Here is an 11,199-nt window from a genome sequence, read left to right as displayed (position 1 = left end):
CGTCCGACTTACTAAAGATTATGGTGTTACCGCAATTCCGGTCGCGGCCTTTTATAAAAAGGAAACAAATAATCAGGTGCTACGTTTTTGTTTTGCCAAAAAAAAATCGACACTCGAGCAAGCTGCAGAGCGATTGAGTTGTTTACGTTAGCTTCCTTTCCTTTTAATAATTCTAGCTCGGTGTTTAATCCCCCAGGCATACATTTCGTTGATAATATTTTGTAATGTTTTTCCGTAGGGCGTTAATTCATATTCAACCGTTACGGGTCTGGTGTCATAAACTGTTCTGGTAATGAGTTCATTGATCTCCAGATCTTTCAACTCTTTGGAAAGCATCTTTGCGCCAATCCCCTCAACATTCCGTTGCAATTCCATAAAGCGACATTTCCCCATTATATTTAAATAGCCGATAATGGTTACTTTCCATTTTCCGCTTAAGAGGTCCATTGTATCATGGATGGCTTGCAACTTGGTTTTGCAGCCAGAATATGCTGTTTTTTTATCTTCAATTGGTTTCATTTCGAATATAGTTTCTTTTAGGAAAGTAGTTTCTTTTGGGAAACTACTATCAAAAGTAAAGTTTATTTATGAACTTTGCAAATCTAGATTACTGCAGGCTATTTATTATAAAATAGATATTTAAGCAGATTAAATGGATTTTTCATTATAAAAAGATAACAATGGAATTATTAAATGCACTTAAATGGCGATATGCCACTAAGAAGATGAATGGACAAAAAGTGGATGAGTCAATTATAGATGAAATATTGGAGGTGGCTCGTTTGGCTCCTACTTCTTCTGGTTTGCAGCCTTATGAAGTAATAGTGGTTACCAATCCGGAATTGAAAAGTAAAATACAAGAAATTGCCATGGGACAATCTCAGGTGGTTGATTGTTCTCACTTGCTTGTATTTGCCGCTTGGAACAATTATACGAAAGAGCGCATAGGTAATCGTTTTGATTATACTATGAATGAGCGTGGTCTTCCGTTAAATGCGATGGATGATTATAGAAACAGATTAATTGGCCTTTATACGCCAAGAGAAGCAGATGTAAACTTTCAGCATACTGCACGACAAGCATACATTGGTTTCGGAATGACAATTGCTGCTGCGGCTGAATTAAAGGTTGATGCAACTCCAATGGAAGGGTTTGATAATGCTGCTTTAGATGAGTTGTTAGTGTTGTCAGAGAAAGGTTTGAAAAGCGTAACTTTATTGCCTATTGGCTATAGAGATGCAGAAAACGATTGGTTAGTCAATCAAAAGAAGGTACGTGTAGCGAAAGAAGACTTTATTACTGAGCTAAATTAACTGGTAATAATCAATATATTTTGCCCCTTTTCATAAATATGGAGAGGGGCATTTTATATTAATGAGCAGTAGTTTTTGTTAGTTGGACAAATGGATAATTGGATGCTACAAATATTAGTATAAATTGTTCTATTTTCGTAAGGCAGCACCTAAGAGTGTTTATATTTCTTGAACCTAGATCATTTTTATGAACGACTTTATTGCAGCTCGCTCGCAAATGGCCCTTTCTTTGGGGTTTCATATAATTTTTTCCTGCATAGGCATGGTCATGCCTTTTTTCATGGCGGTATCGCATTTTCTTTGGTTGAGGACAGCAAATCCTTTATATAAAAATGTAACGAAGGCTTGGAGCAAAGGGGTTGCTATTTTTTTTGCCACCGGAGCTGTTTCGGGAACTGTGTTATCTTTCGAGTTAGGATTATTATGGCCCGAATTTATGAAACATGCCGGCTCCATATTCGGGATGCCTTTTTCTTTGGAGGGCACTGCTTTTTTTATTGAAGCAATTGCATTGGGTTTTTATTTATACGGATGGGATCGGTTTAATAAATGGTTTCATTGGTTCACAGGTGTTGTCGTTGGCGTAAGTGGTTTGCTGTCCGGCATCCTGGTAGTAGCTGCCAATGCTTGGATGAATAACCCCAAAGGTTTTGACTTTGTGGATGGGAAGTTCATTAATATAGACCCTATAAAAGCGATGTTTAATGATGCTTGGTTTTCTGAAGCATTGCATATGTGTATTGCTGCATTTGTAGCAACGGGATTCGCTGTGGCTGGTGTGCATGCCTTTATGATATTAAAAAGGAAAAATGTATTGTTCCATACAAAGGCCTTTAAAATTGCCGCGGCGTTTGCGTGTGCAGCAGCGTTATTGCAGCCTTTAAGCGGTGACATTTCCGCAAAAAATGTCGCTAAATTGCAGCCATCTAAATTGGCTGCGATGGAGGCTGTTTTTCATACCGAAAAAGGGGCACCATTAATTATTGGTGGTATTCCCAATGAGGCAACGCAACAAGTCAATGATGCTATTCGTTTACCTGGACTTTTGAGTTACCTTGCTTATGGAAGATTTGACGCAACTGTAAACGGTATTGATAGTTTACCAACTGGTGAACGTCCGCCGGTGGCCATTACCCATTTTAGTTTTCAGCTGATGGTAGCATTAGGCATGTTTATGGTGTTGGTTGCTGTTTTGTATTTTATTATTCTTGTAAAGAAGAGAAGCTGGCAAAAGAAACTCTGGCTTTTAAAGCTTTTTGTTATAGCCACCCCCATGGGATTTCTAGCTGTTGAAGCAGGTTGGACTGTAACCGAAGTCGGGCGGCAGCCTTGGATTATCTATGGAGTTATGAAAACGGCTGATGCGGTTACACCGATGCCCGGCATCGTGTATTCATTTTATATTTTTACCTGTGTGTATATTTCTTTAGCGTTCGTGGTTGCTTTCATGCTTTATAGGCAAATAAAAATGGTGGGGAATTTGTATGATATTCCGCAACAAGCAAATATTACTTAAATGTTGTACGTCGTCATTGCCTTTTTATGGACATCTATTTGGTTCTACCTTTTATTTGGTGGTGCGGATTTTGGTGCGGGTATTCTCGAGTTGTTTACAACCGAAAAAAATAAAAGTCGCACAAGACGAACGATGTACCGGGCGATTGGGCCTATTTGGGAAGCCAACCATATGTGGTTGATTATTGCAATTGTTATTTTATTTGTGGGATTTCCTGCCATTTATTCCACCATGTCTATTTTCTTACATATTCCTTTGGTAATTATGCTATTAGGGATTATTGCGAGGGGCACAGCATTTGCTTTTAGGCATTATGATGCGGTAGTGGACGATATGCAGGTCGTATATAACCGCATTTTTGTATGGTCAAGTTTTATTACACCACTATTTTTGGGAATTATAGGTGCAAGTGCTGTTTCTGGCAATATAAATACAAACGCGCATAGCTTTGTACAAGCGTATATTTTTAGTTGGCTTGATTGGTTTACGGTAGCTGTTGGTTTTTTTACAGTAGCAATATGTGCCTTCTTGGCGGCGGTTTTTCTAATAGGGGAGGCTGCTAATGAAAAGGATCGCATAAGATTTATTCATAAGACCCGTAGCTCCAATATCATTGCTGTTTTTTTAGGAGCAATGGTTTTTGTTGCCGCCCACTTTGAACAGATTCCCTTAATAGATTGGCTATTTGGCAACCCGATTGGAGTTACAGCTACCATAGCCGCTTCATTATCTCTAGTATTAATGTGGATTTTACTGCTTAAAGGAAGAACGAAGGTATTGCGAATATTAGCTGGTTTTCAGGTGACGATGATCTTATTGACTGTAACCTACGAGCACTTCCCGAAAATCGTTTTATTTAAAGATGGCAGCTATCTTTCTTTAATGGTGCATCATGGTGAAAATAAAACGATATATACGCTTGGATGGGCACTAATAATTGGAAGCGTATTCATTCTCCCCGCCCTATTTTATTTGATGTATAGTTTTAAAAAACCAAAATCCGAAAGCGCCTAATTTCTTAGGAGATTATCATAAATAAACAGCCCGTATACAAAAATATACGGGCTGTTTATTTATGATTTGATGGAAGAGGTTTATAATGCCTTTTCTACTTGTACGTAACTTAATTCTACTGGAGTAGAACGACCGAATATTTTTACGGTTACTTTCAATTTTTTCTTCTCATCATTTATTTCTTCAATTACTCCATTGAAATCGTTGAATGGCCCTTCTATTATTTTGATGGTTTCGCCAACGATAAATGGTTCATTGATAATCTCCCCTTGGTCATTCATCTCATCTACTCGGCCTAGCATTTTATTTACCTCGCTACGACGAAGAGAGATGATGTTACCTTTACTGCCTTTTCCATCTGTAAGAAAGTGCATGATATTGGTAACTCCACTTATATGCTGTACAATATCATCCGTAAGCTTACCTTTTGTTACTTCCATCATTACATAGCCCGGATAATAATTCTTTTCGCGCATTACTTTTTTACCCTTTTGCACATACCATATTTTCTCCATTGGTAAAAAAACCTGTTTAATAATATCCGTCCATTCATTACGGACAATATCTTTATCGAGGTACTCTTTAATCTTCTTTTCTTTTCCACTAACCACACGAAGCACATACCATTTTGTGTTGTCTTCTGCTATCTCTTCGGCTGGTTTGTGATCATTAACATTTTCTTCAGTTACCATTTTCTTTACTTAAAGAGTGAATAAATAAACTTCAATACCGAACTGCTGGCAGTATCCATCAACCACACTATAGCGGTAATGATTACAGTTGCTACAAGCACTATTGCAGTAGATTGTTGTAGTTCTGACCAAGTGGGCCAGGTAACCTTGTGCATCAGTTCGTCGTAAGATTCTTTAAGATATGAAGATACTTTGCTCATTATGAATATTATTATATTAAAATAATTTGAACCAAAAACAAAGGTATTGTTTTTGGTTCAAATTTTAAAACTTAGCACGGGCACTAGGATTCGAACCCAGATCAAAGGTTTTGGAGACCCGTATGCTACCGTTGCACCATGCCCGTAGAAACAATTAGCTAATTAGCAATTGCCAATTAGCTAATTGAGTTTTATTTATCATTAATAGATAGTGTTGTCACTATTTACTATTTGATGATTTCAGTAACTTGTCCTGCACCTACTGTACGACCGCCTTCGCGAATAGCGAATTTCAAACCTTTTTCCATCGCAATTGGTTGGATAAGTTTTACTTGTAGGCTTACATTATCACCTGGCATTACCATTTCAGTGCCTTCTGGTAAAGATACTTCACCAGTTACGTCCGTTGTACGGAAGTAGAACTGAGGACGGTATTTAGTAAAGAACGGAGTGTGACGACCACCTTCTTCTTTGCTCAACACATAAACTTCGCATTTGAATTCAGTGTGTGGAGTGATAGATTTAGGTTTACAGATTACCATACCGCGACGGATATCTTTTTTCTCGATACCACGTAACAAAATACCTGCATTGTCACCCGCTTGTCCTTCGTCCAATAATTTTTTGAACATTTCAACACCGGTACAAGTAGATTGTAATGGTGCATCAATCAGACCAACAATTTCTACTGGTTCACCAACTTTGATGATACCACGTTCAATACGACCTGTAGCAACTGTACCGCGACCTGTGATAGTGAATACGTCTTCTACTGACATCAAGAAAGGAAGATCAATTGGACGTGGAGGCAATGGAATATAAGAATCAACTGCAGCCATTAATTCGTCGATAGCACCAACCCATTGTGGGTCTCCGGCCAAAGCGCCAGTCGCAGAACCTTTAATGATAGGTGTATTATCGCCATCGAAACCGTAAGAGCTTAACAACTCACGAATTTCCATTTCTACTAAGTCTAATAATTCTGCATCATCAACTAAGTCAACTTTGTTCATGAATACAACTATTTGAGGCACGCCTACCTGACGAGCCAACAAAATGTGCTCTTTGGTTTGAGGCATAGGGCCGTCGGTTGAAGCCACAACTAAGATAGCACCGTCCATCTGGGCAGCACCAGTAATCATGTTTTTTACATAGTCGGCGTGACCTGGACAGTCAACGTGTGCATAGTGGCGAGTAGCTGTTTGGTACTCAACATGTGCGGTGTTGATGGTGATACCGCGTTCTTTTTCTTCTGGAGCGCCATCGATATCATCATATTTTCTTGCTGTAGCTAAGCCTTTACTAGCTAAAATACTAGTAATAGCTGCTGTTAAAGTGGTCTTACCATGGTCAACGTGACCAATGGTACCAATGTTTACGTGGGGTTTATCCCTCTTAAAGGTCTCTTTTGACATTTTTTAATCGGTTTTTTGTTGTGGTTTTACAATGCAACGGTCCACAGTCGCATGACCACAGACCTAGTTTTAAAAAATTTATTACGTGCAAAAGTAGATTAATATTTGCTATTAATCAACAATAATTAATCTATACTTCATTCAAAAACTTATAGAGCTGTTGATGAGAATTGAACTCACGACCTCTTCCTTACCAAGGAAGTGCTCTACCCCTGAGCTACAACAGCTTTTAATAACCTAAAAAGTCATTGAGCCAGCGGGAACCATCATTTTTTAAGAGAAGGCCTTTTTGAACTCCTTTGTTGTTGTGAGCGGAAGACGAGGGTCGAACCCGCAACCTATAGCTTGGAAGGCTATCGCTCTACCAATTGAGCTACTTCCGCATTTTAAAACTGAGCAAATATATATAAAAGTGGGCAGGATAGGGTTCGAACCTATGTACTCGTGAGAGAACAGATTTACAGTCTGTCGCCTTTAACCACTCGGCCACCTGCCCATTAAATTTTAAAATAGATTGCTCATATTTTTAAAATATGAGCCGCTTGCCGGAATCGAACCAGCGACCTACTGATTACAAATCAGTTGCTCTACCAGCTGAGCTAAAGCGGCTTGTAAAAGAACTTTTCCCTTAAATTTGGGATTGCAAAGTTAGGATAATCTTTTACTTTTCAAAATTTTTGTAATATTTTTTTGGACAAATTTTTTATTTTATTTCAATTCGCTTGAAACACTTATGAATATTGACTTTTTGTAAATTTCTATAGATAAAAAAGGAGGCCGATTTGAGCCCCCTTTACTTTTTTATATTGAAAAAGATTATTCTACTACTTTCTCCTTGTATTTTTTTACTTGATTTGCCATTGACTCAATTGCACTATCAAAAGATTCTTCAAATGATTTGGAGCTGGCTTTTACAAAAAAATTATGTTTTGGTATATGCACATTTATCTCTGCAACCTTGTCTTTGATGGTATGTACCACATTATCTAGTTTTAGGAATACATCCACTTTGATAATTTTATCATGGAATGTTTGGAGTTTCTCAATTTTTTTGGCAACATAATCTGTAAGTTTTGAATCCGCCACAAAATGGACTGTTTGGATGTTTACGTTCATAGTAGGAACTTTTAAACGGTTAAAGGATGTGAGAATTTCTAGGTATCACCGGTATTTTTCTCATTGTACAGTTAAGGTAAACCTTAAAGCTGTAAATGCCAATATTATACCCTTCTTTTTACAAAAAATTAGGCAATATTTTTAATGGTAACCTAACTTAATCTATTCCTCTTTATACACCTTAAGCCATTCCTATTCACACACCGTATTTTTCTTCCCAAGCGAGCATACCTCCAGAAAGGTTCACGGGATTTTTATAGCCTGCCTGCTGAAGAACCATGGTAGCCATTGCGCTGCGATTGCCACTTCTGCAATAAACGATAACTTCCTTGTCTTTCCACTCTTCTATAGCATTCAATTCGAATAATTGAATTTTCCCTACGGGTATGTGTGTACCACCAATATTAAATGCGGCACGTTCGTGCTCTTCCCTTACATCAAGCAGGTTTATAGATTCTCCGGCATCTAATCTTTTTTTTAAATCTTCTACAGAAATAGTATTCATCTTTATTGTTTTAATTATTGACTTTTACAATTATTGTTGGGGAGCTCTCGGATTTTTGCTTACCCATACATCAATCACCCCACCTATTTTCATACGCACTGTTGCTGGTTGTGCCCCTGCTGCTAAACTATCATTTGCAACAGGAGATGGGGATTGTTTATAAATATATCCACTATCAGCATGTACCACATCTATATCAGGTGTTACAGCACCAATACTACAATTCAAGGAGCCGATATATTCCCTTGCCTCTGCTACCTGCATTCCTATAATATTAGGCACAGTCATCATCTGACTGCCCGAGCCATCACCTATCACCAGATTAATGACTGTTCCTTTTGGCACTTGTACGCCAGCAGCAATGTCACTATCGCCCATTTGCTGTTTAATCACTGCATCTTTTACGAGACTGGCGGTATAGGTATAGCTTCCGAGTTTAAGACCAAAACTCTTTAAAAGCAAAGAAGCGCTGTTTAAAGAATAACCCGTAAGATCGGGCATCTGAATCATTGGAGCCACTGCTTGGTTGATGGTGAAATAAACGATTCTTCCATCTTTTACCTTGGCCCCCGCTGCAGGTGTTTGCGATACTATACTTAAAGGAGGAAGGCTATCATAAAAAGTAGAATCTAGCACAACTGGCTTTAGATTCATTTGCGATATCTTAAGCATTGCTGCATCTACATTTTGACCCGTTACATTGGGAACAGTTATGGATTCTCCATGTTTTGTAATATATCCCAAGGAAGCAAAAAAGGCAACCAAAATCCCTATTGTAAGCAGGATGATAATGAGTAAATTAAGAAAGAAAGATTTTGTTGAATTATTTTTTGCCACTATACTATTTTTTATAAAGTTATTGAGCCAAAGCTGTTTCTATGAGTTGTGTATAAAACTCTTCTAAGGTCCAACCATTTGCCAAAACTTGTTTGGGAACCAGACTTTCTTTGGTTTGCCCAGGCACAGTATTTACTTCTAACATTACCGGTCTGTCGGTCGCGACGTTATATATAAAGTCTATTCTTACGACGCCACTGCAACCAAGTACTTGATACGCTTTTTTAGCCGTTAATGCTACTTTTTTAGCTATTTCCCGTGAAACTTCAGCAGGAGTGATTTCACCAGTTTCTCCGTTGTATTTTGCTTCAAAGTCAAAATGATCGCGCCCTTTTTTCAAAATAATTTCTGTCATTGGCAAGGTAATAATTTCTCCGTCTATATTGCGCAAGACACCAATAGTAAATTCTCGTCCTTTGATATATTCTTCGATCAATACCTGATTATCTTCAGCAAATGCTTTGGCAATGGCGGTGGTAATGGCCTGATCATTTTTTTCTAATACTTTAGACATACCGATGCTAGAGCCTCCATTATTGGGTTTTACAAATACGGGAAATTGCAAGGCCTTTATTTCATCGATATTTATAGGATCTGTATTATATAACAAAATAGATTTTGCTACGTCTATTCCTGATAATCCTGCTACAGCTACGGTATGTCTTTTGTTAAAGGTGAGCGCCGACACTGCTGCGTTGCAACTGGTATACGGTAAGCCAATCATATCGAGATAGCCCAATAGCTTGCCATCTTCTCCGGGAGATCCATGAATACACATCAAAGCTATATCAAACAAAATTTTCTCTCCTTGATTTTCAATGGAAAAATCGCCCCTCGCAATTGCTATCGCCTCATTTTTTTCATTTGTATAAAACCAACCCTTTTTTGATATGTCAATCTTAAAAATCTCATATTTGCTTTTATCAATATGATGCAAAATATTATCCGCGCTTTGATAGCTTATCACAGCTTCCCCGCTATATCCGCCAGTTATTAAGGCTATTTTCTTTTTCAAGTGATATGTTTTTCTTTAGAGTTGAGAGTACAAAACTCTGTATCTTAAAGCAAATTAAGAAAAAAAAATGCATTGTAGCTAGCAGAAGCGGTAACTAAAATAAAAAAGCTTGCCTATCTTGCGAATAAATTATATCCAATGAGAATTATTTCATACAACGTAAATGGCCTAAGAGCTGCCATTAAAAAGGGTTTTGTTGATTGGCTGGCGACAGATCCAGCGGACATTATTTGTTTGCAAGAGACGAAAGCGACGATGGCAGATATAAACGTAAGTGAGATTGAGGCATTAGGTTATCATACTTATTGGTTTTCTGCTCAAAAAAAGGGCTATAGTGGTGTGGCGGTGTTTACAAAAGAGGTTCCCTTAAACGTTGTTTATGGGAATGCCTTTGAGCAAAGTGATTTTGAAGGCAGATGTATTCGACTTGACTTTAATAGTTTTACCTTGGTAAATGCTTATTTTCCCTCTGGTACAAGCGGAGATGAGCGTCAAACATACAAATATCAATGGTTAGAGGAAATGCTGGATTATTTGAATGTATTAAAAGCCACTCAACCAAATCTTGTGCTAACCGGCGATTACAATATTTGTCATAGAGCAATAGATATTCATGATCCTAAAGGTAATAAAAACTCGTCGGGTTTTTTGCTGGAAGAGAGGAGCTGGATGGATAAATTTTTTGAAAATGGATTTGTAGACACTTTCCGGCATTTATACCCTGAACAGACGGGAGCTTATAGCTGGTGGAGTCAACGTTTCCCTTCTGTGAGACTAAATAACAAAGGATGGCGTATCGACTATATAAGTGTAACGGAAGGTTTAAGGGATAAAGTGGCGTCAGCTGCCATATTCCCCGATGTCAAACATAGCGACCATTGCCCTATTTATTTGAAACTTAAAGACGTAAATTGAAAAAGTATTTATATAATATAACCATTAATATAAGTTGGGCGGATCACGAACAATGGCTGATCTGGATGAGAGAAGCGTATTTACCTTTTCTGAATTCGACCAATTTAATAGCTAAGCACCTGTTGCTGCGACTCAAAGACATTGATGAAACCGACGGGCCTACCTACGCATTACAGATTTTTGTAGAAACAGAAGTACTTTATAGCAAATTTGCATCGGAGCATCTAAGTGAAATAAATCAATTGCAGAAAGCCCGTTGGGGCAATAATATGCTGAGTTTTGCTACACTAATGGAGGTTGTGCATTAAATGTGGACATTAAAAAAAGAAATTTGGTCATTTTTAAAACTATTGTATATTACTCTATTGCTTACTGGCAAAGGTTTTAGCGCTTCTAATCCTCTGAAACGTTGATGGATAAAGAATCTTGGAGTGAATCTGTTATTTTATCTAAGAAAGAAAAAAAGAGAGTACGCTCAAATGCACGTTGGCTGTGGAATTTAGCGGATGACAATTTCTCATAAAAAGTGAAAAAATATTTTGTTATATGCTAAAAGCTAATAAATTTGTCTTTGTTATTAAGTCTATTATATTTTAGTTTGTACTATGGTGAGGTTGTTGGTGTGTTTGGGGGGGTGGCGGGTTTGAGGTCGTCGGGGGGC

At 37.9% G+C, this 11,199-nt stretch carries 13 protein-coding genes and 5 tRNA genes; 5 read left to right on the top strand and 13 right to left on the bottom strand.

The window, feature by feature from the left end; all coding sequences use genetic code 11:
- Positions 1 to 147: 147 nt before the first annotated feature.
- Positions 148 to 519, bottom strand: a complete 372-nt coding sequence (locus ACQR30_RS05500; protein ID WP_429732422.1) for a winged helix-turn-helix transcriptional regulator — start codon at positions 517 to 519, stop codon at positions 148 to 150.
- A 161-nt stretch (positions 520 to 680) separates the two neighbouring features.
- On the opposite strand from ACQR30_RS05500, the gene ACQR30_RS05495 reads away from it, so the two are divergent.
- From ACQR30_RS05495 to ACQR30_RS05485, 3 genes are all read left to right on the top strand, one after another.
- On the top strand, positions 681 to 1,313 hold the full coding sequence (locus ACQR30_RS05495) for an NAD(P)H-dependent oxidoreductase (protein ID WP_429732419.1): 633 nt from the start codon (positions 681 to 683) through the stop codon (positions 1,311 to 1,313).
- A 187-nt stretch (positions 1,314 to 1,500) separates the two neighbouring features.
- The gene (locus ACQR30_RS05490) at positions 1,501 to 2,829 is read left to right on the top strand and encodes a cytochrome ubiquinol oxidase subunit I (protein WP_429732416.1); all 1,329 of its coding nucleotides are present in this window, start codon (positions 1,501 to 1,503) and stop codon (positions 2,827 to 2,829) included.
- On the top strand, positions 2,830 to 3,843 hold the full coding sequence (locus ACQR30_RS05485; protein WP_429732413.1) for a cytochrome d ubiquinol oxidase subunit II: 1,014 nt from the start codon (positions 2,830 to 2,832) through the stop codon (positions 3,841 to 3,843).
- Positions 3,844 to 3,923: 80 nt separating this feature from the next.
- On the opposite strand, the gene nusG is transcribed toward ACQR30_RS05485, so the two are convergent.
- The 12 genes from nusG to ACQR30_RS05425 form a co-directional block, all read right to left on the bottom strand.
- Positions 3,924 to 4,535: a transcription termination/antitermination protein NusG gene (nusG, locus tag ACQR30_RS05480; RefSeq protein ID WP_429732410.1), complete on the bottom strand. Its 612-nt coding sequence runs from the start codon at positions 4,533 to 4,535 to the stop codon at positions 3,924 to 3,926.
- Between the two features lie 5 nt (positions 4,536 to 4,540).
- Positions 4,541 to 4,735: a preprotein translocase subunit SecE gene (gene secE, locus ACQR30_RS05475; protein WP_429732407.1), complete on the bottom strand. Its 195-nt coding sequence runs from the start codon at positions 4,733 to 4,735 to the stop codon at positions 4,541 to 4,543.
- 75 nt (positions 4,736 to 4,810) lie between these two features.
- Positions 4,811 to 4,881 (bottom strand) — tRNA-Trp (locus tag ACQR30_RS05470).
- An 81-nt stretch (positions 4,882 to 4,962) separates the two neighbouring features.
- Positions 4,963 to 6,150, bottom strand: a complete 1,188-nt coding sequence (gene tuf / locus ACQR30_RS05465; protein WP_429732404.1) for an elongation factor Tu — start codon at positions 6,148 to 6,150, stop codon at positions 4,963 to 4,965.
- Between the two features lie 155 nt (positions 6,151 to 6,305).
- Positions 6,306 to 6,377 (bottom strand) — tRNA-Thr (locus ACQR30_RS05460).
- Positions 6,378 to 6,460: 83 nt separating this feature from the next.
- A tRNA-Gly gene (locus tag ACQR30_RS05455) sits at positions 6,461 to 6,533 on the bottom strand.
- Positions 6,534 to 6,563: 30 nt separating this feature from the next.
- Positions 6,564 to 6,646 (bottom strand) — tRNA-Tyr (locus ACQR30_RS05450).
- Positions 6,647 to 6,686: 40 nt separating this feature from the next.
- A tRNA-Thr gene (locus tag ACQR30_RS05445) sits at positions 6,687 to 6,759 on the bottom strand.
- Positions 6,760 to 6,966: 207 nt separating this feature from the next.
- A complete protein-coding gene (gene hpf / locus ACQR30_RS05440) occupies positions 6,967 to 7,266 on the bottom strand; it encodes a ribosome hibernation-promoting factor, HPF/YfiA family (RefSeq protein WP_429732401.1) in 300 nt (99 codons plus the stop codon).
- A gap of 196 nt (positions 7,267 to 7,462) precedes the next feature.
- A complete protein-coding gene (locus tag ACQR30_RS05435) occupies positions 7,463 to 7,771 on the bottom strand; it encodes a rhodanese-like domain-containing protein (protein ID WP_429732398.1) in 309 nt (102 codons plus the stop codon).
- Positions 7,772 to 7,801: 30 nt separating this feature from the next.
- Positions 7,802 to 8,608 (bottom strand): PASTA domain-containing protein, encoded by an 807-nt coding sequence (locus tag ACQR30_RS05430; RefSeq protein ID WP_429732395.1) that lies wholly within the window; start codon positions 8,606 to 8,608, stop codon positions 7,802 to 7,804.
- Positions 8,609 to 8,627: 19 nt separating this feature from the next.
- On the bottom strand, positions 8,628 to 9,623 hold the full coding sequence (locus tag ACQR30_RS05425; RefSeq protein WP_429732392.1) for a D-alanine--D-alanine ligase: 996 nt from the start codon (positions 9,621 to 9,623) through the stop codon (positions 8,628 to 8,630).
- A 138-nt stretch (positions 9,624 to 9,761) separates the two neighbouring features.
- Here ACQR30_RS05425 and ACQR30_RS05420 point away from each other — a divergent pair, with 138 nt between their 5' ends.
- Both ACQR30_RS05420 and ACQR30_RS05415 read left to right on the top strand, forming a co-directional pair.
- Positions 9,762 to 10,538 carry an exodeoxyribonuclease III gene (locus ACQR30_RS05420; protein WP_429732389.1) on the top strand — a complete coding sequence of 259 codons (777 nt, stop codon included), beginning with the start codon at positions 9,762 to 9,764 and terminating at the stop codon, positions 10,536 to 10,538.
- On the top strand, positions 10,535 to 10,846 hold the full coding sequence (locus tag ACQR30_RS05415) for a DUF4286 family protein (RefSeq protein ID WP_429732386.1): 312 nt from the start codon (positions 10,535 to 10,537) through the stop codon (positions 10,844 to 10,846). The genes ACQR30_RS05420 and ACQR30_RS05415 overlap by 4 nt, the downstream gene beginning before the upstream one ends.
- Positions 10,847 to 11,199: the final 353 nt, after the last annotated feature.

The sequence above is a fragment of the Arachidicoccus sp. genome (genome assembly GCF_050436765.1).
In the GTDB taxonomy this organism is placed as follows: domain Bacteria; phylum Bacteroidota; class Bacteroidia; order Chitinophagales; family Chitinophagaceae; genus Arachidicoccus.
The sequence above is the reverse complement of the archived record's forward strand: the minus strand, read 5'-3'. Positions and strand labels throughout refer to the sequence as shown.

Coding starts and splice junctions, on each gene's coding strand:
- ACQR30_RS05420 (WP_429732389.1), top strand. CDS start 9,762: ATGAGAATTATTTCATACAACGTAAATGGCCTAAGAGCTGCCATTAAA.
- secE (WP_429732407.1), bottom strand. CDS start 4,735: ATGAGCAAAGTATCTTCATATCTTAAAGAATCTTACGACGAACTGATG.
- tuf (WP_429732404.1), bottom strand. CDS start 6,150: ATGTCAAAAGAGACCTTTAAGAGGGATAAACCCCACGTAAACATTGGT.
- ACQR30_RS05435 (WP_429732398.1), bottom strand. CDS start 7,771: ATGAATACTATTTCTGTAGAAGATTTAAAAAAAAGATTAGATGCCGGA.
- ACQR30_RS05490 (WP_429732416.1), top strand. CDS start 1,501: ATGAACGACTTTATTGCAGCTCGCTCGCAAATGGCCCTTTCTTTGGGG.
- nusG (WP_429732410.1), bottom strand. CDS start 4,535: ATGGTAACTGAAGAAAATGTTAATGATCACAAACCAGCCGAAGAGATA.
- hpf (WP_429732401.1), bottom strand. CDS start 7,266: ATGAACGTAAACATCCAAACAGTCCATTTTGTGGCGGATTCAAAACTT.
- ACQR30_RS05495 (WP_429732419.1), top strand. CDS start 681: ATGGAATTATTAAATGCACTTAAATGGCGATATGCCACTAAGAAGATG.
- ACQR30_RS05485 (WP_429732413.1), top strand. CDS start 2,830: ATGTTGTACGTCGTCATTGCCTTTTTATGGACATCTATTTGGTTCTAC.
- ACQR30_RS05500 (WP_429732422.1), bottom strand. CDS start 519: ATGAAACCAATTGAAGATAAAAAAACAGCATATTCTGGCTGCAAAACC.